Annotated in this window: 23 protein-coding genes and 1 tRNA gene; 21 read left to right on the top strand and 3 right to left on the bottom strand. The window is 41.0% G+C overall.

What is annotated here, in order from left to right; all coding sequences use genetic code 11:
• Positions 1-3 precede the first annotated feature (3 nt).
• On the top strand, positions 4-1,809 hold the full coding sequence (locus tag M1J35_RS12995) for an ABC transporter ATP-binding protein (RefSeq protein WP_254651399.1): 1,806 nt from the start codon (positions 4-6) through the stop codon (positions 1,807-1,809).
• Positions 1,810-1,903: 94 nt separating this feature from the next.
• Here M1J35_RS12995 and M1J35_RS13000 read toward each other — a convergent pair whose 3' ends face one another.
• Positions 1,904-2,083 carry an aspartyl-phosphate phosphatase Spo0E family protein gene (locus M1J35_RS13000; RefSeq protein WP_061811297.1) on the bottom strand — a complete coding sequence of 60 codons (180 nt, stop codon included), beginning with the start codon at positions 2,081-2,083 and terminating at the stop codon, positions 1,904-1,906.
• A gap of 265 nt (positions 2,084-2,348) precedes the next feature.
• On the opposite strand from M1J35_RS13000, the gene M1J35_RS13005 reads away from it, so the two are divergent.
• The 4 genes from M1J35_RS13005 to M1J35_RS13020 all read left to right on the top strand — a co-directional run bounded on the left by M1J35_RS13005 (position 2,349) and on the right by M1J35_RS13020 (position 4,787).
• The gene (locus M1J35_RS13005; protein WP_034759892.1) at positions 2,349-3,056 is read left to right on the top strand and encodes a cytochrome c biogenesis CcdA family protein; all 708 of its coding nucleotides are present in this window, start codon (positions 2,349-2,351) and stop codon (positions 3,054-3,056) included.
• A gap of 122 nt (positions 3,057-3,178) precedes the next feature.
• Positions 3,179-3,538, top strand: coding sequence for a response regulator (locus M1J35_RS13010; protein ID WP_224520171.1), 360 nt, complete (start codon positions 3,179-3,181; stop codon positions 3,536-3,538).
• Between the two features lie 120 nt (positions 3,539-3,658).
• A complete protein-coding gene (locus M1J35_RS13015) occupies positions 3,659-4,138 on the top strand; it encodes a CcdC family protein (RefSeq protein ID WP_034759886.1) in 480 nt (159 codons plus the stop codon).
• Positions 4,139-4,307: 169 nt separating this feature from the next.
• Positions 4,308-4,787, top strand: coding sequence for a site-2 protease family protein (locus tag M1J35_RS13020; protein WP_034759883.1), 480 nt, complete (start codon positions 4,308-4,310; stop codon positions 4,785-4,787).
• Positions 4,788-4,938: 151 nt separating this feature from the next.
• On the opposite strand, the gene M1J35_RS13025 is transcribed toward M1J35_RS13020, so the two are convergent.
• The gene (locus M1J35_RS13025) at positions 4,939-5,364 is read right to left on the bottom strand and encodes a DUF2621 domain-containing protein (RefSeq protein WP_034759880.1); all 426 of its coding nucleotides are present in this window, start codon (positions 5,362-5,364) and stop codon (positions 4,939-4,941) included.
• Positions 5,365-5,561: 197 nt separating this feature from the next.
• On the opposite strand from M1J35_RS13025, the gene M1J35_RS13030 reads away from it, so the two are divergent.
• Positions 5,562-6,884: an ATP-binding protein gene (locus M1J35_RS13030; RefSeq protein ID WP_224520169.1), complete on the top strand. Its 1,323-nt coding sequence runs from the start codon at positions 5,562-5,564 to the stop codon at positions 6,882-6,884.
• A gap of 65 nt (positions 6,885-6,949) precedes the next feature.
• Here the strand turns inward: M1J35_RS13030 and M1J35_RS13035 are convergent.
• A tRNA-Sec gene (locus tag M1J35_RS13035) sits at positions 6,950-7,045 on the bottom strand.
• A gap of 295 nt (positions 7,046-7,340) precedes the next feature.
• On the opposite strand from M1J35_RS13035, the gene M1J35_RS13040 reads away from it, so the two are divergent.
• The 15 genes from M1J35_RS13040 (at position 7,341) to M1J35_RS13110 (ending at position 22,628) form a co-directional block, all read left to right on the top strand.
• The gene (locus M1J35_RS13040) at positions 7,341-7,865 is read left to right on the top strand and encodes a hypothetical protein (protein WP_254651400.1); all 525 of its coding nucleotides are present in this window, start codon (positions 7,341-7,343) and stop codon (positions 7,863-7,865) included.
• Positions 7,866-8,000: 135 nt separating this feature from the next.
• On the top strand, positions 8,001-8,138 hold the full coding sequence (locus M1J35_RS13045; protein WP_034759872.1) for a YvrJ family protein: 138 nt from the start codon (positions 8,001-8,003) through the stop codon (positions 8,136-8,138).
• A 154-nt stretch (positions 8,139-8,292) separates the two neighbouring features.
• Positions 8,293-9,438: an exonuclease SbcCD subunit D gene (locus M1J35_RS13050; protein ID WP_254651401.1), complete on the top strand. Its 1,146-nt coding sequence runs from the start codon at positions 8,293-8,295 to the stop codon at positions 9,436-9,438.
• Entirely contained in the window at positions 9,435-12,569 is a 3,135-nt protein-coding gene (locus M1J35_RS13055; RefSeq protein WP_254651402.1) for an AAA family ATPase, read from the top strand. The genes M1J35_RS13050 and M1J35_RS13055 overlap by 4 nt, the downstream gene beginning before the upstream one ends.
• Before the next feature lie 146 nt (positions 12,570-12,715).
• Positions 12,716-13,795 carry an endospore germination permease gene (locus tag M1J35_RS13060; protein ID WP_254651403.1) on the top strand — a complete coding sequence of 360 codons (1,080 nt, stop codon included), beginning with the start codon at positions 12,716-12,718 and terminating at the stop codon, positions 13,793-13,795.
• A gap of 55 nt (positions 13,796-13,850) precedes the next feature.
• Positions 13,851-15,329: a spore germination protein gene (locus tag M1J35_RS13065; RefSeq protein ID WP_254651404.1), complete on the top strand. Its 1,479-nt coding sequence runs from the start codon at positions 13,851-13,853 to the stop codon at positions 15,327-15,329.
• Positions 15,310-16,470, top strand: a complete 1,161-nt coding sequence (locus M1J35_RS13070) for a Ger(x)C family spore germination protein (RefSeq protein ID WP_254651405.1) — start codon at positions 15,310-15,312, stop codon at positions 16,468-16,470. The genes M1J35_RS13065 and M1J35_RS13070 overlap by 20 nt, the downstream gene beginning before the upstream one ends.
• A gap of 107 nt (positions 16,471-16,577) precedes the next feature.
• Positions 16,578-16,874, top strand: a complete 297-nt coding sequence (locus M1J35_RS13075) for a hypothetical protein (protein ID WP_224520162.1) — start codon at positions 16,578-16,580, stop codon at positions 16,872-16,874.
• Positions 16,875-17,007: 133 nt separating this feature from the next.
• Positions 17,008-17,604 carry an SCO family protein gene (locus M1J35_RS13080; RefSeq protein ID WP_254651406.1) on the top strand — a complete coding sequence of 199 codons (597 nt, stop codon included), beginning with the start codon at positions 17,008-17,010 and terminating at the stop codon, positions 17,602-17,604.
• A 112-nt stretch (positions 17,605-17,716) separates the two neighbouring features.
• Complete coding sequence (locus tag M1J35_RS13085) at positions 17,717-18,253, top strand: GNAT family N-acetyltransferase (RefSeq protein WP_254651407.1); 537 nt, start codon at positions 17,717-17,719, stop codon at positions 18,251-18,253.
• Between the two features lie 36 nt (positions 18,254-18,289).
• The gene (locus M1J35_RS13090) at positions 18,290-18,442 is read left to right on the top strand and encodes a hypothetical protein (protein ID WP_254651408.1); all 153 of its coding nucleotides are present in this window, start codon (positions 18,290-18,292) and stop codon (positions 18,440-18,442) included.
• A gap of 14 nt (positions 18,443-18,456) precedes the next feature.
• On the top strand, positions 18,457-20,346 hold the full coding sequence (gene selB, locus M1J35_RS13095; protein WP_254651409.1) for a selenocysteine-specific translation elongation factor: 1,890 nt from the start codon (positions 18,457-18,459) through the stop codon (positions 20,344-20,346).
• Between the two features lie 94 nt (positions 20,347-20,440).
• The gene (locus M1J35_RS13100) at positions 20,441-20,992 is read left to right on the top strand and encodes a VanZ family protein (RefSeq protein ID WP_229595020.1); all 552 of its coding nucleotides are present in this window, start codon (positions 20,441-20,443) and stop codon (positions 20,990-20,992) included.
• Between the two features lie 130 nt (positions 20,993-21,122).
• Positions 21,123-22,334: a cardiolipin synthase gene (gene cls / locus M1J35_RS13105; protein ID WP_254651410.1), complete on the top strand. Its 1,212-nt coding sequence runs from the start codon at positions 21,123-21,125 to the stop codon at positions 22,332-22,334.
• 114 nt (positions 22,335-22,448) lie between these two features.
• A complete protein-coding gene (locus M1J35_RS13110; protein ID WP_034759848.1) occupies positions 22,449-22,628 on the top strand; it encodes a hypothetical protein in 180 nt (59 codons plus the stop codon).
• The last annotated feature ends 176 nt before the right edge of the window (positions 22,629-22,804 follow it).

A 22,804-nucleotide genomic window follows, 5' to 3' on the forward strand; every position in this document is an offset into this window, starting at 1 on the left:
GAAATGGACCGTATACAGACTATGACACCTAAAGAGCAGCGGAAAATCTTTTACCGCCTCATGGGATATACAAAGCCATACAAAAGGTCGTTAATGGCCGCTTTTTCTTTATTGCTTCTCACAACGATTGGAGACGTCTTTGGACCGATCATCATCAAGATCTTCATTGATGATTATTTAACTCCCAGGGTGTTTCCGTATGGTCCACTTGCCGGTTTGGCTGCCGCATATATATTGATTCAGATTGGGAATGTATTGATTTCCTACTTTCAGTTACTGAAGTTTCAGGAAATCGCCCTCAGGATCATTCAACAATTGAGGGTGGATGTGTTTACGAAGGTTCAAGGGCTTGGAATGAGGTACTTTGATCATACCCCTGCCGGAGGTGTGGTCTCCCGGGTAACGAATGATACGGAAGCGATTAAGGATATGTTCGTAAGTGTATTGGTATCATTCATTCAAGGGGTATTTCTGTTAACGGGGATCTTCATTGCCATGTTTGTCCTGAATACCAAATTAGCCTTCTTTTGCCTATTCATACTCCCTGTTATTTTTATCATTATGAAAATGTATCGTGCATATAGCTCCATCTTCTATCAGGACATGCGTGAAAGATTGAGTCAACTGAATGCCAAGATAAGTGAATCGCTGCAGGGAATGTCAATCATCCAAGTATTCAGGCAGGAAAAAAGACTTAGACTTGAGTTCGGTGATATTAATGAAAAACACTATTGGGCTGGCATGAAGAATATTAAGGTGGATGGGTTATTATTGAGACCGGCAATCGATCTTGTATATGTTGCTGCCTTAATTGTGGTATTGAGCTATTTCGGAATAACCTCATTCACTCAGCCGATTGAAATTGGTGTGCTGTATGCATTTATTAACTATTTGGACCGTTTTTTTGAACCAGTCAATCAAATCATGATGAGATTATCTATGTTTCAACAAGCGATCATAGCGTCTTCACGCGTATTCAAGCTGTTGGATGAAGAAGAGCTGTCCCCGGTACAAACCATAGAAAACGGAAAAAGTGAAATGATCGGGAAAGGGGAAATTACCTTTGACAATGTATCATTTTCTTATGATGGGGAGAATGATGTCCTTAAGAAAATCTCTTTTTCAGCAAAGCCTGGTGAAACCGTCGCACTTGTCGGGCATACAGGAAGCGGAAAGAGTTCGATCATCAATTTACTTATGAGGTTCTATGAATTCGATCAGGGTGACATTTTAGTAGATGGAATAAGCATCAAAATGTATCCAATGGCAGAACTTAGGAAAAAGATGGGATTGGTCCTTCAGGATCCATTCCTATTCTATGGGGATATAAAGGGAAATATTAAGCTTCATGACGAGAAAATGTCTAATGAGGAAGTGGAAGAAGCAGCTGAATTTGTACAGGCGAATACGTTTATTGAGAAACTTCCTGGCGGGTATGCTCATCCTGTGGTCGAAAGGGGTTCGACACTATCAAGTGGACAGCGCCAATTGATTGCATTCGCCCGGACGATGGCGACCAAACCGAAGATCCTTGTCCTCGATGAAGCAACTGCGAATATCGATACAGAAACGGAAGAACAGATCCAAAATGCCCTGAGGAGAATGAGAAAAGGCAGAACAACCATTGCCATTGCTCATAGGCTTTCAACCATACAGGATGCGGATCTCATCCTGGTATTGCAGCAAGGGGAAATAGTAGAGCGTGGCAGCCATCAGGAGTTACTTCATCAAAAAGGGATTTATCATAAAATGTATCTTCTTCAGAATGGTTTGGTCGAGGATATGGAGGATGCCACATCAGAAAGGTAAATAGGGAGCTCATTTAACAGGGAGACCCTGATTGGGGTCTCCCTGTTCATATTTAGCATTATATTAATATCATTTATTTGAATGAAGGGTTAGTTCAGCTCATTTGGGGTGTGTAGCATTTTTTTATGTATTGAGAGTTGTAGCTATTTAACAGACGATCAAGTTCCTGACTAAATTGAATAGCTTGAGGTGACGTCAGTCCATTTTCAGCAACAATATCAATTAATTGAGCACGCTTTTTTTCAATTCGTTCTAGAAGCTCTTTTTTAGACACGGCTGTTTCCTTTCTTTTGTATGTCCTGACAAGTGGAATACAAAACTAGTAATAACTGTAACTTTTTATTAGTATAACGAAAATGGACCATTTTTTCAAAGTAAAATTAACGGATTTAAAAAAAGAAAAGAGACTTTAATACAAATGAAAGAGTAAAAGATGATTGTAATAAGATGGTCACAAATCTTTCACATAAACATCCCTCATAGTTTGACCCATTGTTTGATAGAATAGACATATATACTGAATTGTAGGAGATGTGGAAATGTCTGATATTAATATTTTTTTAGCATTCGGGGCAGGGTTCCTAAGCTTCATATCACCGTGCTGCTTACCTTTATATCCCGCCTTTCTTTCATACATAACCGGCATGAGTGTCAATGAATTGAAAACGGATAATGCCATGTTGCAGAGGAGAAGTTTACTGCATACATTATTTTTCTTAGTTGGTTTCTCAGCCATCTTTATCGCGATTGGTTTTGGGGCTTCTTTTATTGGCAACTTCTTTTTAAATTATAAAGATCTTATTCGACAGCTCGGCGCTATTTTCATCGTCATATTTGGCTTAGTCGTCATTGGAGTGTTCACCCCGGAATCCTTGATGAAGGATCGCAGATTTGAATTCAAGAATCGGCCTGCGGGCTTTATCGGTTCCATCTTGATCGGAATGGCATTTGCCGCAGGATGGACACCCTGTACAGGTCCGATCCTTGCTTCGGTTCTTGCCCTTGCCGCAACAAATCCCGGGTCTGGTGTGATGTACATGACAGCATACGTATTAGGCTTTGCCATTCCTTTCTTCATTCTTTCATTCTTCATAGGGCGGATGCAGTGGATCAGAAAGAACAGTGGAAGGATTGTAAAAGTAGGGGGATACGTCATGATTGCTGTAGGGATCATGCTGTTCTTTGACTGGATGACCGTCATCCTTGCTTACTTTACATCGGTGTTCGGAGGCTTTCAGGGATTTTAATATATAGTAATGTTTAACAGAATAAATTGAATAAATATTACGATTTATGGTATAGTTTAATTGGATGAATTAGGTAAAAAGACTCAAAAGACATCGATAGTGTGTACGAGGAGGAAACATCTGTGGCAACGATACTTGTAGTGGATGATGCGAAATTTATGAGATTGACCCTTGGAAACATGCTTTCATCCAGCGGGCATGAAGTCGTTGGGGAAGCTGAAAATGGCATGATTGCCGTGGAGAAGTATCGTGAGCTTCACCCTGACCTGGTAACGATGGATATCACCATGCCGGATATGAATGGAATTGAGGCGGTTAGGAAGATCCTTACCGAGTTTCCTCTAGCCAAGATCATTATGTGTTCCGCGATGGGACAACAAAAGGTGGTAGTGGAAGCAATTGAAGCTGGGGCGAAGGACTTTATCGTTAAGCCATTTGACGAAGCGCGTGTAGACGAAGCCATCAAAAGAGTATTAGGCTGATAAACAGAGAGAGATTGAATCTTCCATTCATTCTCTCTTTTTTCTGTTTTCGTTTTTCCTGCATTTGGGCTATAATAAGGGAAGGTATGAAAGTAGATTATAAAAGGATGATGATGCTTTATGATGATTGCTTCATCCATTGTAGCGATTTGCATGGGATTTATGGTGATATTTATCAGGATGAAGGCTCAGAAAAGGCCGGTAAGCGGTAAGAAGATTATTTTACCTCCACTCTTTATGAGTACGGGTGCGTTGATGTTCTTATTTCCTGTCTTTCGGGTCAACGTGAGTGAGTTTTTAGAGGCGATTACTGTCGGAATGGTCTTCTCTCTGTTGTTAATCAAGACATCCAAGTTTGAAATCCGTGAAAATGATATTTATTTAAAGCGTTCCAAAGCGTTTGCTTTCATTTTGATCGGACTTCTGTTAATTCGAATTGTAGCAAAGTCGATCCTTAGTACTTCAATTGATTACGGAGAACTAAGCGGGATGTTCTGGATACTTGCTTTTGGTATGATCGTTCCATGGAGGATCACTATGTATTTTCAATATAGAAAGCTGCATCAGGAAAATCAGGACTTAACAACGAATTCCATTTAATACACCGCTAAAAAGCAGGGAGACAAACATACCCTGCTTTTTTATTTTGTGTATTTTACGGGAAGGTGACGTTTTTGTGACAATGCAGGCGAATATGAATAAAAGTCGATCTTTTAGGGCAAAGAGGGAGAAGATGAATGAATAACAAATGATATTGGTGGGATTACGATTGTTTACATTAGCAGATATCTGGACTTTTTTCCTGGCCTTCTTCCTGACATTGCCACTTGTCACCATTGTACACGAATTGGGTCATATCTTGATTGCACGAATATTTGGTGCGAAGATCAAGTTTGCCATCGGAACCGGTAAACACCTGATAAATATTGGCCCTTTAGAAGTGAAGAGAATGTACTTTATGGAGGGGTGGTGTCAATACCGGGAGTTGAAATACAACAAGGTATGGGTGCATGTCCTGATCTATTTATCGGGAAGCTTATTCAACCTGGTGGCGATACTATTCATTAACTATTTGATTTATGAAGGTGTGATACCTGTTCACATCTTTTTCTATCAATTTGTATATTTTTCGGTGTACTTTATCTTTTTCTCATTGTTTCCTTACAGGAACGGGGACGGAAAACCGAGTGATGGCCAAGCGATTCTAGACGTCATTCGCTTTGGAAAAGCAGAGGATCCCATTGATTAAGTGACCATATAAAAAAAGGTAAACGTTTAACGTTTACCTTTTTTTGCATTCTTCCATTTCACATACAAAATAGCAGCCCCAACAATAAAGATTACATATAATACAATTGGAATGACAAGTATCGATCCCATTTTATTCCCTGCCTGTTTTATTAGAATAAATGCTCATAGGGTGTTACTTCTATCTGCATTTCATCAAGTTTTTTTCTCAAAAATTTATGATCTCGCTTTGGAGTCGCCAAAATATATCCTCTGATCACTAATTCTTTCGTTATGGCTGCAGCTCTTTCTTTTAAAGCCAATTCACCGATCTTTCCGGCGATTTTCTGTTTTGCAACATCCCTGAATAATTCCGGAACCGGAGTAACCAGCTCATTCAGCATTTTCTTTTCATCTTCCCCCCATAAATGGATGGTTTCATTCACATAATGTTCTTCCCAATCCAAGTCAGATTTGCCATCTTCCTTAGGGAATCTCTTTAAGAATTTACGAAACATGAAGAATCCACCGATCGCGAACGAAGCCACTAAAAAAACGACCCAAAAAAGGATGAAATATAAGAACCAACCTTCTAGCATGTTTTTCACCTCAGTTTAAAAGCATATCTTATTCAATTATAGACAAGGACTTAGCATGTGACAAGAATATCACAGATTTTATAAAGAACTCTATACTGTTCTTAATTAGAAATGATATACTAATAAATAACAAATATCGTGAAAATTCTTTCTATTTCGATTGTTTTTTAAGCTTGTGTAAATAGGAGGCTAGCAGGATGAAGTATACCGGCAGGATCGTATCGTTACTTACTGGACTTTTATTAATCATTACGTGGGACTTTATTTATTACTTTGTTCTACATTATCCCGTGGATTTAAAGGTGGATATGGTGTTTACTATCCTAATCCTTTTTATCAGCTATTATATGGGGAAAAGTTATGATATCAGCCATACGACGTTGGCGGCCCTCAGAACGAGTGAAGAAAGGGTGAAGCTGCTGAATGAAGAAATGCAGCACGTCCTTCAAAGTATTGATGAAGTGGTGTTTCACACAAATGCCAAGGGAGAATTTCAATTCCTCAATCAATCCTGGGAAGAGTTTACGGGATACACGGTCAAAGAAAGTCTGCATAAGAATGCCCTCCATTTCATTTCCCTCCATGAACGTCATGAAATCCTCCGATTGGTAAGGCAAAGCATCGGTTTACATAGGGAGAAAACCAGGATGGACATCCCCTATCAAAAAAGGGACGGACAGTTTCGATGGGGAGAGGTCAATATTAAACTGAACTATAATGGGAATGGTGAGTTGCTGGGAACAGTGGGGACCATTTCAGACATTACTGAAAGAGTACATAACGAGGAAGAATTGATGGAAATGAATGAAACCCTGGCTATTGAATCTCAAAAACTTTCCGTTGCCGGTCAATTAGCTGCAGGGATTGCTCACGAAGTCCGCAACCCCTTGACTTCAATCAATGGATTTCTACAGCTTTTAAGAGATGAAGCCGACGAGAAGACGAAGGAATACTTAGGGATTGTCTTTTCTGAAATCAAGCGGATCGAACTTGTATTGAGCGAGTTGTTGATCCTTGCTAAACCGCAATCCGTTACGTATAAACGAATTAATATTATCGAAACACTGGATCATGTTTCGAAATTACTGAATACGAATGCCATCTTATATAATATCGAAATCCAAACGGAGTTTCATGAGAGAGAGCTGTATATCCGCGGTGATGAAAATCAATTAAAGCAGGTTTTTATTAACTTAATAAAAAATGCGATAGAAGCGATGCCTCATGGGGGGACGATTACCATTCATGCAGATTTCAATTCCCATAATAAGGTTCAATTGATGTTTAAGGATGAGGGGGTAGGGATGAAGAAGGAAACCCTGGATAAACTGGGAGAGCCATTCTTCACGACAAAAACAAAAGGAACAGGTCTCGGCCTTACTATATGCCTTCGGATCCTTCGCGATCATGGTGCGGATATCCGGGTGCAAAGTGAACAGGGAGAGGGCACAACCTTTCATATTATGTTTGACGGTGTTCAGTCGTCTGAGAGGAAGAAACGGGAAGTGCTCCAGAGATAGAGAAAAAGAACCCTTATGGCTAACGTAAGGGTTCTTTTATATGTTTATGGATGTATTCTTCTATATGGCGGGACTGCCTGGGAATCGAACCCAGCGGAGACGGCACGCGCCTCCCGAAAGTTTTGAAGACTTGGGCAAGCACCAGCTCAACAATCAGCCCCGTTAAGTAAGTATATATAAGTTATACCATGGGAAGTAAACTTGTTCAAATGTTTAAGAAAGGCATTCATACTAATGACCTAGTTAAGTTAGAGTCGCAGAGGGAGATGAATGCTGTTTATTTGAAATATTTACAAGATTTAAACTTTGGAGAAATCTGCAAATATTTCTTTACCATTGGTTTATCTCCATGATAAGATACTTTTTGCCGGCTTATTATAGACGAAGTAAGCGTTTCCTGTTGGAGCTGCTTATTGTACTTGAACTTATAGATATAGACAGAGAGGGGAAACAAACATGAAAAAAGTATGGGTATTAGGTCTTGGTTTATCATTGGCACTTGCAGGATGTTCTGACTCCGGTTCGGATAAGGAGAAGAAGGATGAGGCATCAAAGGCTGAAGAGAACACGGATACCGCTGGGGAATTAATGGATTATTACTTGAATTTAACTACGACCGTTAACGGTGTTGATATTGATTTAAATGGTTATGAAGAAGCGATGGCAGGTGAAGAGCCTCCAGCCGGGGACGAATTGGCAACATTGAAAGAATCTGCTCAAGCATCAGCGAAAGCATCTGCAGAAGCAGTTGAAGGAATGGAGATCCCCGCTGGTCTTGGAGACCAAAAGGATGCAGTTGAAACTTTCCAATCCACACTGGCAGAATCGTATAATATGAAAGCTGATGAACTGGCTAAAGAAGGCGAAGCAGATTTCACAGCAGCCGATGAAAAATTGAACGAAGCAGAAAACCAAATCAAAAAAGTGTTAGATGAAGCTGGCCTGGTAAGTTCAAGCCTGATCAGTGATTTAAACGGTTAATACTAAAGTAAAAGGTCTATTGGGACCAATTATAATTGTGAAAAGCGAATCCGATTTGTCCAGGATTCGCTTTTTTCTGTCCAGGTACCCATTTTCTCTCCAACTGCCTATATATAGGATGAGAGGAGGGAGAGAATGGAGTCGATTATTTCCTTTGTGTCTGAAGTAGGGTTTCCGATTGTGGTCACGATGTATCTTCTTTATCGAATCGAGACAAAGCTTGATGCTGTCATCACTTCAATTCAAACGCTACCTCGGCAACTCAAAGAATAATGGGAATGGGACCGCTACTAGTGGTCCTATTTTTTTATGAAGATTGTGAAAAGGATAGCTACGCGCCACTTTCAATGTTTTCCTTACACGGAGACCCTGTGAGTTTGATATAATTCAGATAGAAACCAGCATGTCCGGAGAGGAGAAAATAGTAGTGAAATTCATTCATACCGCTGATTGGCACCTGGGTAAATTGGTGCATGGCATATATATGACAGAAGAACAACGATACATATTGGAGGAATTCTTAGAACTTGTGAAAGAGGAAGAGCCCGATGCAGTCGTCATTGCGGGCGATCTCTATGATCGGTCTGTACCACCTACAGAAGCAGTGGAGCTATTAGATGAAGTATTATTCCGGATAAATGTAGAGCTCGACACACCGATTGTAGCCGTTTCAGGCAACCATGATAGTGCAGAGAGGCTGTCATTTGGGTCTTCGTGGTACAAGCATAGTCAATTTTATTTAAAGGGCAAGATCTCGGCTGATTTCACACCCATCCATATTAAAGGGGTGAACTTTCACTGCGTTCCATACGCTGAGCCTGGTACCGTCAGACAAGTCCTTGATGATGACTCAATCAATAGTCATCATGCAGCAATGGAAGCAATCGTCAATAGAATCGAAGAGCACATGAACCCAAATGAACCACATGTTTTTGTTGGACATGCATTTGTACTGGGAGGAAAAACGACGGATTCTGAGAGGACTCTTTCAGTCGGGGGGTCCGGTTGTGTGGGGGCAGACGTATTCAGGCCATTCCATTACACCGCCCTGGGTCACCTTCATAGTCCAGACGCCATTAGGCATGAAACAATCAGGTATTCAGGTTCGCTGTTGAAATACTCTTTTTCAGAAGCTTCTCAGAGGAAATCTGTCAGCATTGTAGAAATGGGGGAAGATGGGACCTTTGAATTGCGGGAAAAGGTGCTTCAGCCTAAACAGGATATGAGGGAACTGCAGGGTCATATGGAAGAGTTGCTCGATCCCGCTTTCTATCAGTCTCAAAAGGTGAATGACTATCTAAAGATTACCCTTCATGATGAAGGCACATTAATCGATCCAATCAATCAACTGAGGCAAGTCTATCCAAACGTGCTTCATCTAGAGCGAAAGAGAGATTTGACCGATGCAAAAAAGAAGAACTCGTTCCAAATATTAAACGATAAAAAACGGTCCGAACTGGACTTATTTAAAGAATTTTACAAGGACATGACCACAGGTGAATTCAACGGTGAAAAGGAAGATGTGGTACGGAATGTGATTGATATCGCCAGAAGGGAGGTTGATCATGCATGAAACCACTTAAAATAGTGATGCAGGCGTTTGGACCGTATGCGGGTAGAGAAACCATCGACTTCCGAGAGCTGGATAACCGCACCATGTTTGTGATTTCCGGTAAAACAGGGGCTGGTAAGACAACGATTTTCGATGGGATTTCCTACGCGATTTACGGAAAAGCCAGCGGGGAAGACCGAAATCCGACAGAATTAAGAAGCCAATTTGCCAATCATGATGATAGTACAGAGGTCGATCTTCTATTCAGTTTACGCGGTAAGACGTATCGAATTTGGCGTTCACCCCAGCAGGAAAAAAAGAAAGCAAGGGGGGAGGGCTATACTACCATCAATGCCCGTTCTGAATTATATGTATATGATGAAGACGGGAAAGAACAGCTTCTTGCGGCAAACGTGAGAGAGGTGGATGAGAAGATCAAAGAATTGATCCAACTCGATGCCAATCAATTCAGACAGATCCTTATGATTCCACAAGGGGAGTTTCGGAAACTCCTTACATCGGATAGTAAAGATAAAGAACTCATATTGCAACGCCTCTTTCATACGGAGCTTTACAAGACGATCCAGGAAAAATTGAAATCCGAGGCCGACGAGTTGAAAAGGTCTGTTGAATCTTCCATAGAAGAACGAACAAGGGAATTAGTAAGAATCCATTTTGAAGAAAATGAAGAACTTCAATCTCTTTTATTGGAAAATCCGTTAAATGATCATCGCATTCTGAACCTTCTAGCCCCACATATTGAAGAAATGGAAAAGAAAGAGAAGAAGCTCAGACAACAATATGAGAATGTTCAAGAGAAAAGGGATGCCTATCAGAAGAATTTGGCAGAGGCTAAAAGTCTGGTTGATCAATACAATCTTCAGGAAAAACTTAAGAATCAGAAAGAATCGCTTTTAGCATTGAAGCCTGAAATTGAATCGATCGATCACGAGATTGTACTGGCCACGAGAGCTTCCCGTTTGGTTCAACAAGATGAATATTGCCACAAACTTAATCGGAATCTCAATGAACTGAAGAGTCAATTAGCCACATTATCCGAAGAGAAACAAACAATCACAGAAAAGCTACTGACAGCCACAAAGATTTTTGAAGAAGAAACAAACAATGAACCTCTCAGGGAGCAAGCTTCAAAAAGAGTGACTCAACTTGAAAATATGGAAAAAGATATAGACTCGTTGGATACGTTAATGAACGAAACGAGTGAATTGAAAGAAAGATACGAAAAACAGCAGGGTATTGTAACCAGACAAAACGAGCAGATTTCATTTTTACAAAAAGGTATAAAGGAACGGGAAATACGTGTCAAAGCAGGAGAAAGTGGTCAGGAACATGTTTTTCAACTTGAAAAAAACGTACAAGAGAAACTTTCCCTGTTGGAACAGATAAATGACATGAATCAATTGGAACAAAATCTTCAGCGTGTCAAAACGGAGCGTGATCAATTAAAGACCCGATATAGTCAACTTGAGGATCGTCTTCAGGATGCGTCTGAAACCCTGACATTTTTGGAGAGAAAGTGGAATTCTGCTCAGGCGGCATTGCTCGCGAAAGGATTGGCAGATGATGCTCCCTGCCCGGTCTGTGGATCTGAACACCATCCAAAGCCTGCTGTAGAGGCAGATACTATTCCATCCGGCGAAGATCTTAAGGTGGCCAAAGGGAAGCAGCAGGAATTGGAAACGGAAGAGAAAAAATTAAGCCTCGTCATTGCCCAGGAGGAAACGAAAATACAAGGCATGCAAGAGCAGATCGAAAATATTAACAAGAAAATAAGGGAAAAGAAACGTGACTTTAAACAGTTTGAAACCGAGGAGACCCAATCGCTTCTGATGAAAGAAATCGAATCTTTGAAGACAAACATCGCTTCGAAGAAAAAAGAAGTGGAACAGGTAAAAGTCATGGGAGAAGAGATTAGAAAGGGAAGGGAAAAGCTTGAAGAACTTGAAGGGGCAAGAGGGAAGAACCAAGAAATGCTCCAAGAACTTAATACTCTCTTTCACACTAAGAATACGACCTTGGAAAAGGTGAAGGAATCCATTCCCCTGGAACTCAGGACAAAAGCTCAATTTGATCAAGTGTTACAGAAAGAAAAACAAAGATTGAAAGAATTAAAGACATCCTTTGAACGGGCTCAAAAACAGTACTATGAGCTGTTGAACCAAAACAGTGTAAAGGAGTCTCAAGTCAAAGATAAAGAGATCCATATAGAGAATGTGAATGGGGAGATGAAAGCTGAACGAGTAGCCTTCCTTACGCTACTCACAGAACAGGGCTTCTCCCACTATAAAGCCTTTCTGGAAGCGAAAAAGTCAGAATCGGAAGTCACGGTCCTTCAGGAAAAAGTGAAGAAGTACGGGGAGGACCTTCGCTCAGTTACTGACCGTTTATCCGATATTGATCAAATCTTAAAAGATAAACAGCGGCCGGACATTCAAAGGATCGAAGAAGACATCATCAAGGTTACAGCTGAATTGAAGGAGGTAAATGATCATCTAAACAGGGTCATGACAAACAGAAAGGAAAATGAGCTCATCCTCACGAGGGTGACAGCCATAAATGAAGGAATCAGGGATTTAGAATCAAGATATCAAACGGTCGGACATTTAGCAGAAGTTGCAAGGGGTCAGAATGCCAACCGGATCACATTTGAAAGGTATGTTCTGGCATCATTCCTTGAAGACATCCTTAGAGTCGCAAATGAGAGATTAATCAAGATGACTTCAGGCCGGTATCAGTTGATCCGGAAAACGGACCGAAGCAAGGGTAATGTTCAGAGCGGATTGGAACTCCTGGTCTTTGACCAATATACAGGGCAGGAGCGACATGTCAAAACATTATCAGGAGGGGAAAGCTTCAAGGCGTCCCTGGCTTTAGCACTTGGACTTGCTGATGTGGTGCAGCAATACGCCGGGGGAGTATCATTAGAGACGATGTTCATTGATGAAGGGTTCGGGACACTCGATCCGGAATCACTTGATCAGGCAATCGAAGCATTAATGGATATACAAAGCAGCGGGCGATTAGTAGGTTTAATATCGCATGTTCCAGAGCTGAAAGAGAGAATTGATGCACGCCTGGAAGTCATTTCATCACAGAATGGAAGCCGGACGGAATTCCAGTTTTTAGCGTAAGGCAATGCCACTCAAGAAAAAGGTCAAGGATCATCATCCTTGACCTTTTTTATATGAAATTTGAGTAGATGATCGCGCTTGATGTTTTTAAATGCGGTGACTGGGACATAAATAGAGGATAACGACTAATCAAGTGGAGAATTCAAATGAAGAGTATTCGTAAAATCTTAATTCCGAGACAGTTATTGTTGCTGTTGATCCTCTCAACAGGCTTACTAAATCATGTCATGTTGATCCCGAGTATCTTTCAGGCAGCCGGACGGGATGGGTGGATCAGTATCCTTGCTGCCTATCCCATACTCCTTCTCATGACGTTTCTAATCTTTTACATCATCAAGCACTCCCCCAAGGAAGGCTTCTTTCATTTGCTTCAACAGAAATGGCCGAGATGGGCCGTCTTATTGTTTTCTTTACCAATCGGTTTATTTTTACTTTCAAGTGCATACATAACCTTTGTTGATTTAATACTATGGCTAAGTGCTTACTTTCTGGCTGATGTGCCCTCTTTCATTGTCTGGGGAGGTATTTTTATCATTTGTTTCCTGATCACATGGGCAGGAATTAAACACATGGCGATTGCCAGCGGGATCCTGTTACCCCTTGTCATGATCTTCGGGTTTTTCATAGCGATTACCAATACGAATTTAAAGGATCCAAGCTTATTGTTTCCAATTATGAGTAATGGATATGAGCCGATCATAAAAGGAATGATTTATGTATTGAGCGGGCTCCTCGAGCTATATTTAATTGTCTTGATTCAGCCGTATAGTGAGGGGAAAATAAAGATGCATCATTTAATCGTTCTTGGCTTGATCTTTATGGGCCTGATGTTCGGTCCCCTTACAGCATCCATTATGGAATTCGGGCCAGTAGAATCAGCGAACTTGAGATACCCTGCGTATGAGCAATGGAGGATTCTTTCCATAGGGGAATTCATCACCCACCTGGATTTCTTTGCCCTCTATCAGTGGTTGTGTGGAGCATTGATCAGAATCAGTCTGTTTATGTTCCTTTTGGGTGCACTCCTTATGAAAAAGAAGGATCAACATCGGATCTCTTTAAAGGTATTGATACCGATTTTTATCATTTTTTTCGGACTGGCACTGTTCAGTATTGATACATATGATTTTTATCTATTTTTGTTTCATCTATTTTTCCCATTGACGGTCATCCTCTTCATGGGTCAAATCATCGTTTCAGCCATCATTTTACGATTGGTAAAATAAAAAGATGGATTCACTATGAATAAAAACAGAGCGAGCTAAGTAAAGGATGTTTTCAATGAAGAAAGCCTCTAAAGAAAAGACAACAAGTAAGGAATCAAAAGGAGCCACCCTGGAAGAAGTGAGGGAATTATTTTCACACAGTCAGGATCTGGTGATAAAGGCCCATCTCTTTCATGGAACGGAGACGACCATTGTTTATTTTGATAGCCTGGTGGACCGGCATTATCTGGATCAATATATTTTTCCAAAGATTGAAGAAGTCGCACATATAACCTTTTCAGAAAATATCATGAATTTGTTTCAGGCAGAGGAAATCACAGAGGGCTCCATAGAAGAATTGGCTTCCGCTCTATTTTCAGGATTTGTCCTCTTCTTTGTTGATGAAAGGGTTTTATCCATCCACGCAGGAAATCTACCGAAAAGATTGCCGGAAGAATCATCTTTGGAAACATCGATTCGGGGACCTAAAGACGGTTTCGTTGAAGACTTGAATACAAATATTTCTTTAATTAGAAGGAGATTGTTCACTCCCTCTCTCTGTGTGGAAAAATATAAAATTGGCACAAGGTCCCACACTGACATAGCGATTTTGTATCTGGATGATGTCATTGACCAGAATGTCCTGAATGAATTATACACAAGGCTTGATAAGATAGACATCGACGTGTTGACAGGGAATCAACATCTTGAATCACTCATTGATGATAATCCTTATTCGATATTCACAAGTTTTGATTATACAGGCAGGCCCGATTTCATCGTAGACTCGTTAAATCAGGGCAGGTTTGCCCTGATTGTAGATGGTTTTCCGACCATCTCTTTAGCCCCGGTCAACTTATTGCTGCAAATTAAGTCACCGGAAGACTCAAGCATCAATTATGTGTATGTGTCTCTTGAAAGAATCATAAGGATGGTGGGAATATTAATTTCTGCATTCTTACCTGGGCTTTGGGTGGCTTTCTCTGCGTATAACATTGAACAAATCCCATATCTCCTTGTGGCAACCATCTCGATGTCAAGGTTTGGCCTTCCTCTATCGGCTCCGGTTGAAATGTTCATCGTGCTATTCTTGTTCGAGTTTTTCAATGAAGCCGGTGTGCGCCTTCCGAGGGCGATCGGGCAGACCGTTTCGGTGTTAGGCGGCTTGATTGTAGGAGACGCGGCCATTAGGGCAGGAATGACATCTCCCACCATGCTGGTCATTGGTGCGATAACGTATATATCGTCCTTTACTCTCGTCAATCAATCCCTTAAATATGGAACGACGGTCCTGAGGTTTATTGTGTTACTGGTAAGTACGTTCTTTGGTTTATTTGGTGTAGTCATGATCTTCATCCTGACGGTCATTTACTTATCCACACTCTCGTCTTTTGGAGCACCTTATTTAGGAACGGTTGCACCTATTGGATGGAACGAAGCTATACGATCCTTTCTTAGGATGCCGATCCAGTTCTATAAGCATCGAACCTCTTCCACTAATCCCGTAGACCAAACGAGGAAAGGTAATCATCCAAATGAACAACAAGATAACTAAATTCATTATCATTCTTTTGATGCTTGCTTTATCGGGTTGTACTGGATCAAAAAACATCCAGGACTTAACCTATATTGTCGCCATTGGTTTGGACTATGATGAAACGAAAGATGAATATACTGCGTACATCCAAGGATTGAATTTTGCAAATGTCGCGAAGCAAGAGGGAAGCAGTTCAACTGATCCGATACCGACATTTGTAGGCTCTGCAAAAGGGAAGACCTTGAACATGGCAGTCAGTAACTTATATAAAGTATCGAGACCGCCATTGTTTTTTGGACACACCAAAACGCTTGTCTTGTCCAAGAATCTATTGAAGTATAAATTCAAAGAAGTATTAGAGGACGTTGGTAGAAACCGTTCCCTGAGGCCCAGCCTTGAACTGTTTGTAACAGATACGAATATTGAAGATATTTTTAGTGCGAAGGGATTATTTGATTACCCGCCTGTATACACGGTTCTGCTGACCGAAGAAAAATCAGAGGGAATCGAAAATGACATCGATTCAACAAGCTTGATGCACTTCTTAAGGGAATATTATGAACCGATGGGTACTGCGCTGATTCCAAATATAACAATCGACCGGCAATCATGGCATTCAGATGGGGAAGTCGCTTCTCTTTATCTGGATGGATATAGTGTCTTTCAAGATGAAACATTCAAAGGGGAAATTTCGGCGAGTGATTCCATGACTGTGGACTGGCTTCAGAATAAGAAAAATTCTCTCGATTATGCTTTATATGAAGAAGGTGAACTCCTGTCAACATTTAAATTAACAGCAGATGAACCGAAAGTGAAATATCATGAAGATCACGCGAATTTCCCAGAATTTTCGTTGGAAATAAGCGTGGAAGCTGAATTGTTAGAAAAGATAAATGATGTGCCTTTCAAGGAATTACATGCTAAGCTTCAAAAATCGTTAGAAGAAAAAATAACGAAGGTTTATCAACTTGGTTTCGAGAAAAAGATGGATCTTTTCGATGTTGGTGGACGGTGGTATCGTTCCCATCCTGACAAGTTTCATGAATTGGAGAATAGTGGTGACGGATTTTACCTGTCAGACAGTTCGCTAAAAAAAGTAAAGGTAAAGGTTGAGATCAAACATTTCAATGCCTATCGATATATCAAGGAAACGAGATAAAAAAGAAAGTGAAAAGGAAATCACCAAATAAATTTCCTTTTTCTCTTTCTTTTTCCAATTGGATTGCATAACATGAAGGTAGGTCGACAGAAAGGGGAACCATCACTATGCAAATAAGCATTTATATATTGTTATTAGTAGTATCTGCTGTCGTTGCGATCAGTTGGAGCTGGAAGAGATTACTGGATTTTAATTCCTATAAGAAACCATTTTTAGAAGGAGTCGCACTGCAATTCGTTTTTCTTGCCTTTGCCTCGGTATGGTGGCTCATAACAGAGGATATTTCAGACGGGGTGATGGGCGTATTCTATTATTTCCTTGCCTTCCTTACGATAATGGTCGTTCATGGGTTTATCCTGCATTATCTTTTTTCAAAGAAGAAAATGAGAGAGAGGGAAGAATGAATGCCAGAGAGGAAATTGCCAGTGACAGAGGTTTCACAAAATAGACAATGAATCCTCTCTGCAGGAATTGTTTTTTTATCCTCTTTTTACTAACATAGAATGGAAGAGACAGATAAATTCGGAGGAGATAAAGATGTCAAGAACCAAATCATTCATTGTGGTGATGACCATCATCGGGGTACTCCTTGCAGGTTGCAGCAATAGTGACTTTCAAGCGGAAACGGATTATAAAGTGAAGGAATTTTCCTATACGAACCAGGATAATAAACAAGTAAGCTTAAAAGATTTAAAGGGACAGGTCTGGATCGCCGATTTCATCTTTACCAGTTGCGAAACAGTTTGCCCGCCAATGACATTCAACTTGACAAAGCTGCAAAAGAAGTTAAAAGAAGAAGGGGTAAAGGATTATAAAATCGTTTCCTTCAGTGTCGATCCGGAAACAGATACACCAGACGCATTAAAAGAGTACATATCAAACTTCGAAGCAGACACAAGTAAATGGGAGCTTTTAACGGGCTATGAGTTCGATGAAGTGAAGGACCTTGCGGAACACTCCTTCCGTTCAATCGTAGCGGACGACCCCAATTCCGATCAGATGATTCATGGGACCAGCTTCTATCTGGTGAACCAGGAAGGCACCGTCGTTAAGACATACAGTGGCAACAGTGATGTTCCGTATGATGAAATCGTTCAGGATATGGAAACATTAATGAAAGAAGGATCTGAATAATTCCTCTAAAGAGAATCACCGGATGCGTGATTCTCTTTTTTTTTGCGATTTCCCATTCCAATATTAGGATGGCAACGATTATAATGATGAAAAGGAATGGGGAGCTGAAAAGATGAAGATTCGTCCGATCGAAGTAAAAGATGCTGAAAGAATAGTAGAAATCATGCGCCAAAAGACGGTATTACCCAATATCATCGCGTTACCGAGCTTAAGGGTCGAGAAGTTTGAATCGAGATTGAAGAACCCTTCAACCAACCAGCATGATTTTATAGCAGAAGTGGATGGGATAGTAGTGGGGCTTTGCGGGTTAAGCCAAGGCCTTGGCAGACGTTCCCACACAGGAAGTTTATTCGTATTTATTGATGAGCAATATCATGGGAGGGGAATCGGAACCAGCCTCATTCAAAATGCCATCGATTTAGCGGATAATTGGTTGATGATCGAGCGTATTGAGCTGACAGTCATAGACGTTAATAACAAAGCAAAAGCTTTATATGAGAGATTGGGATTTGAAGAAGAGGGGTTCAAACAAGGCTCCATTGTTCAGAATGGTCGATTTGCGGGGGAATATTGCATGGCGAGATTTCGTCCGGGTGGTGCTGTTAAGAGGGAATATGATAATGTTAAGGAATCTACAGCTAAATTATAGAACAGCAGGTGAGTACAAATTCGAAATTCTAAGGGAATGCTGATAGTTGACATACTGATCACATTATTCATATTTATATGGGTAGTGAAATCCTTTTCAGACGGGGAAGTATGGAAGGGAGTTCTGTTTGCCGTTTGTTTTGCCATCATGGCAGGGGTACTGGTATTCAGATTCAAGAAGAAAAGATAGAAAGTGGTGAGAGGATGAGAAAGGACCATTATACGATTGGTATGGCCGGACATATCGATCATGGAAAAACCACTCTCACAAAGGCACTGACTTCGGTTGACACCGATCGGCTTAAAGAGGAAAAGGAGCGGAGTATTTCAATTGAACCTGGATTCGCCCCTTTGTATGAGGATGATACGATTGAGATTTCTGTAGTGGATGTGCCGGGTCACGAACGCTTCATCCGTCAAATGATTGCAGGTGTAGCGGGAATCGATCTTGTTGTACTCGCAGTTGCAGCTGATGAAGGAGTGATGCCGCAAACGAAAGAGCATCTTGATATTCTGTCCCTTCTTGGAATAAGTCAATGCATTGTCGTCTTGACGAAAATTTCTAAAGTCGAAGAAGATTTGAGAGATATCGCCTGGGAAGATGTCAGCGAAGAATTGATCGGAACCGAATTCGAAGGCTCTCCCATACTATCGGTCGACGGATTGACAGGCGAAGGAGTGAAGGCCCTTAAAGAAACCATCATTTCCTCCTTGAAAGGTCTGCCTTCAAGGAATACTGCAGGGGATTTTCGATTGCCTGTTGATCAGGTCTTTACTGTAAAGGGGCAGGGAACGGTGGTGAGAGGAACGATTTATGAAGGAAGTGTGGAGACGGGTCAAGATCTGACCATTCTCCCATTAGGGATACATACAAAAGCGAAACAAATTCAGGTTCACCACCGAAAGGCAGAAATGGGATACGCCGGTCAACGGGCTGCTGTCAATCTCCCCGGTGTGGACCATAAATCCCTTAAACGGGGAAATGTACTTGTCTCAGCCTCTTCCCTTTTTATGACAAACACAATGGACGTTTGCATAAAAGTGTTACATACTGTGCGATATGAAATCAAACAGAGAATGCGGGTCATGATTCATACAGGTACCTCTGAGGTCTTGGGGAAGCTCGTGTTCTTTGATCGTAATAAAGTGGATGCAGGTATAGACACAGATATGATTCTATGCCAGGTACGCCTTGATGAATCCATCATGGTTAAACGGGGAGACCGTTTTATCCTCAGGAGGCCCTCACCCGTTGAAACCATCGGTGGAGGGTGGATCATACAGCCAAACGGAGGCAATTACCGGTTTGGAGAAGAAACGATCGGGTACCTTCAATCCCTGATTGAAGGTACCCCGGCTGAACGGGCGCTAAGAGTACTTGATCGATATAAATCCCTTGATAGGGAAATGTTGAAAAAGGAAGGATCCATTTCAGAAGAATGTATGACTGAGTTACTCGAGGAACAGGAATGGGTTCAACTTTCTGATACAACCATAACCCATTGTAAGATCGTTCAAGAATGCCGAAATGCGATGAACCATTTCCTCTTGACGTTTCATGAGAAATTCCCATTATTAAAGGGAGTTAATCGTGCAGAATTGAAGCAACGTTTGAGTGAATATCCTGAAAGTCTGGCAGATTATGTGTTGGAGGACGGGAATTGGGTCGAGGGAAAAGGTCTCGTTCGTTTAGTTGGATTCACACCCCATCTGCCACCTGCATGGGAGAAGAGATGTAATCAGCTACTCGATTTACTGGAAAGGGACGGTACACAGGTAAAAGACATGGTAGAGTACTTTGAGAAGGTAGGAATACCGGAGAAGTGGCACTCGGACTTCACTCGATTCTTCGTTCAGGAGAAGAAAATAGTACCTTTGGACGAAAAGAAAGCTTATTCCTTTGGGGTGTTTAACGACGCAACCATTCGCTTAAGGAAGCATACAGATGATGCATTTCAGGTAGGTGAAGCAAAAGAAGTACTCGGCTTATCCAGAAAATATATGATTCCTTTCCTGGAAAAACTTGATAAAGAAGGATTGACGCTTCGCATAGAAGGGAAACGAAAATGGATTGGCTTTAAAGATAAAGAATAAGTGGGAAGGAAGTACATTCTGGTTGATCAACATAACTAAAGTACAAATTGCTGCTGATCATTCTGTGGCATAGTAGAAAGTAGGATAGGAAATTATGAAAGAGTTATGGAGCGCATTTGGCTGGGTGCTTCCGATAATGATCATTGTGACAGTTACCCTTATCTTTGCGATCTCCTTTTGGAAGAAAAGAAGGGGTAAGGGCAGGTGGCTGAACTTACTCCCTGTATTATTTACATGTATTTCAATCGGTGGCATCTGTCTGATCACCTTGACTCCATTGGAAAACGTTTCAGAGGGATCAGTGAATTTCGATCCTTTCTCCAATTTAAAGTTGAATCTATTGTACCGTAATCATTTGGATGTACCGATCCGTAATCTCCTTGCCAATATTATATTGTTTATTCCATTCACCTTTTTTCTTGCCTGGTGGATGAGACAATCCAAACAATTAATATTGATGGTCACTTTCCTTGGGGGGATCTTTTCATTTGGAATTGAGTTGGCTCAATACTACTTGCCTTTAGGAAGAGCAACGGATATTGATGATTGGATCATGAACACAATGGGATCATTTATAGGAGGCATCCTGTTCGTCATCGCTCGCTATATCTATACATTGTTGAAGATCAATAAGAAAATCAAGTAAGAGCGTCGACGTTATGTTGACGCTCTTTTATTACTTCTCATTAAGCCTGTTCATCCATAAACTTTGACCACGGATGTATAGTCCTTCCCTATAAACAAAAGCTATCAATACCATGAAAGGGGGGATTCTCGTGTTGAAGAAAATAATAATAGCCATGATGGCCGTGACCGCGATATCCGTGGTATTGATTCTCATCATGCAATGGGATGTAAAACAAGGGGTGAAAAACTATACGAGAACCCACCCGATGACAGAGACCCTTTCAAGTAATGCTTCAATTGACGTTTATAATACAGGAAAAAGCTTTTATCAAAACCTTTTTAAGGATATTGAGTCCGCTGAACAATATGTTTGGATCCACTTCTTTATCATTCGGGATGACGAAGTCTCTCAAGAGTTTTTTGATGTATTGACGAAAAAAGCTCAAACGGGTGTGGATGTCCGTCTATCTGTTGACTTTCTTGGGTCAGATATTCATAAAGAGTCCATCAAGAGGCTGGAAAAGGCCGGAGTAAAGGTTACGAAAAGCAGACCCATTAAATTTAAGAATATTTTCTATTCCCTTCACCATCGGAACCATCGCAGGCTTATTTCCATTGATGAAAGCATTGCCTATATTGGAGGATTCAACATGGGGGATGAATATCTCGGAAAAGATCCAAAGCTTGGCTACTGGAGGGACTACCATATTCGGTTGGCAGGCGATGCGGGGAAAGAAGTATATAAGCAGTTCAAAAAAGATTGGACAGAGGACGGTGGCGAGAGTTTAAAGAGTGCTGCGCGACCATATACGTCAACAAGCTCTGAAGGCAGTGTTCATTTCATTTTTTCTACTGGAGATCCTCTTATTGAAAGAACCATTGACTGGATAAATGAAGCAGAAACGAGTGTGACCATCACAACCCCATATTTTATCCCCACCAATAAGCTTATCACCGCATTGAAAGATGCGGTGAAGAGAGGGGTCGAGGTGAATATCCTTGTACCGGATGATACGGATGCCTGGTTCACCAAACCCGTTAGTTACAGAATAGAAAAGAGCCTTTTAGAAGAAGGAGTGAAATTATATCTGTATCAGAAGGGGTTTTTTCACGGTAAGGTGATGGTTGTAGATCATGCATGGGCCGACGTAGGGACAGCCAATTGGGATCCGCGCAGCTTTTACTTAAATGATGAGAGCAACTGCATCATTCGGGACGAAAAAGTGGCGAAACATTTGGAATCCCTAATTGAAAATGATATGAAGGATAGTGAAAAGCTGACCATGGAAGCTTTCGATGAGCTGCCCTCCTGGGAAAAAGCCTTACAAAAGACACCCCCCTGGCTTTATTATTACTTCTAGTTCAATCTGGATTCATGATGTACGGAGGTAAAAATTTTTGTTGAATAAGAAAATATGGTAAAGTGTTCTCATATAGTTTAGATATAAACACCTTAATAAAGAAAGGGATTGTCCATGAGCGAGCTCTTGTTTATAGCTTTGTTTGTTCTTTCGTTAATGGCATTTACGTTTTTTAATGTGTCAAAGAAGAAACATGTTTCAAAGTATCACAAGTCGATAGCAGTCACAATTGTCATCTTCTCTGTGATCGGCATGATGTTGGCGGTCCTTCTTTACCTTCCGAACGCTTCTTAGAAAACGGAGAATACTGAAAAAGCAAAAGACACAAGAGGAAGGTCTCACGTGTCTTTTTTTTATGTCTGAGGATGGTGGACCAAACCCTACTTATAGATTGTTTGCCTCACGGTGGGCGGAAATTTGATATGATTAGATATGGCTTAATGAAAGCTCGTGGAAAGATCGAATCATCA

The organism is Rossellomorea sp. KS-H15a, assembly GCF_024195245.1.
Lineage (GTDB): Bacteria > Bacillota > Bacilli > Bacillales > Bacillaceae_B > Rossellomorea > Rossellomorea vietnamensis.

What these genes read in the sequence shown, in the direction of transcription:
- M1J35_RS12995 (WP_254651399.1), top strand. Translation starts at nt 4, where the DNA reads ATGGACCGTATACAGACTATGACACCTAAAGAGCAGCGGAAAATCTTT.
- M1J35_RS13005 (WP_034759892.1), top strand. Translation starts at nt 2,349, where the DNA reads ATGTCTGATATTAATATTTTTTTAGCATTCGGGGCAGGGTTCCTAAGC.
- M1J35_RS13015 (WP_034759886.1), top strand. Translation starts at nt 3,659, where the DNA reads ATGATGATTGCTTCATCCATTGTAGCGATTTGCATGGGATTTATGGTG.
- M1J35_RS13025 (WP_034759880.1), bottom strand. Translation starts at nt 5,364, where the DNA reads ATGCTAGAAGGTTGGTTCTTATATTTCATCCTTTTTTGGGTCGTTTTT.
- M1J35_RS13030 (WP_224520169.1), top strand. Translation starts at nt 5,562, where the DNA reads ATGAAGTATACCGGCAGGATCGTATCGTTACTTACTGGACTTTTATTA.
- M1J35_RS13040 (WP_254651400.1), top strand. Translation starts at nt 7,341, where the DNA reads ATGAAAAAAGTATGGGTATTAGGTCTTGGTTTATCATTGGCACTTGCA.
- M1J35_RS13045 (WP_034759872.1), top strand. Translation starts at nt 8,001, where the DNA reads ATGGAGTCGATTATTTCCTTTGTGTCTGAAGTAGGGTTTCCGATTGTG.
- M1J35_RS13055 (WP_254651402.1), top strand. Translation starts at nt 9,435, where the DNA reads ATGAAACCACTTAAAATAGTGATGCAGGCGTTTGGACCGTATGCGGGT.
- M1J35_RS13060 (WP_254651403.1), top strand. Translation starts at nt 12,716, where the DNA reads ATGAAGAGTATTCGTAAAATCTTAATTCCGAGACAGTTATTGTTGCTG.
- M1J35_RS13065 (WP_254651404.1), top strand. Translation starts at nt 13,851, where the DNA reads ATGAAGAAAGCCTCTAAAGAAAAGACAACAAGTAAGGAATCAAAAGGA.
- M1J35_RS13070 (WP_254651405.1), top strand. Translation starts at nt 15,310, where the DNA reads ATGAACAACAAGATAACTAAATTCATTATCATTCTTTTGATGCTTGCT.
- M1J35_RS13075 (WP_224520162.1), top strand. Translation starts at nt 16,578, where the DNA reads ATGCAAATAAGCATTTATATATTGTTATTAGTAGTATCTGCTGTCGTT.
- M1J35_RS13080 (WP_254651406.1), top strand. Translation starts at nt 17,008, where the DNA reads ATGTCAAGAACCAAATCATTCATTGTGGTGATGACCATCATCGGGGTA.
- M1J35_RS13085 (WP_254651407.1), top strand. Translation starts at nt 17,717, where the DNA reads ATGAAGATTCGTCCGATCGAAGTAAAAGATGCTGAAAGAATAGTAGAA.
- M1J35_RS13090 (WP_254651408.1), top strand. Translation starts at nt 18,290, where the DNA reads ATGCTGATAGTTGACATACTGATCACATTATTCATATTTATATGGGTA.
- selB (WP_254651409.1), top strand. Translation starts at nt 18,457, where the DNA reads ATGAGAAAGGACCATTATACGATTGGTATGGCCGGACATATCGATCAT.
- M1J35_RS13100 (WP_229595020.1), top strand. Translation starts at nt 20,441, where the DNA reads ATGAAAGAGTTATGGAGCGCATTTGGCTGGGTGCTTCCGATAATGATC.
- M1J35_RS13110 (WP_034759848.1), top strand. Translation starts at nt 22,449, where the DNA reads ATGAGCGAGCTCTTGTTTATAGCTTTGTTTGTTCTTTCGTTAATGGCA.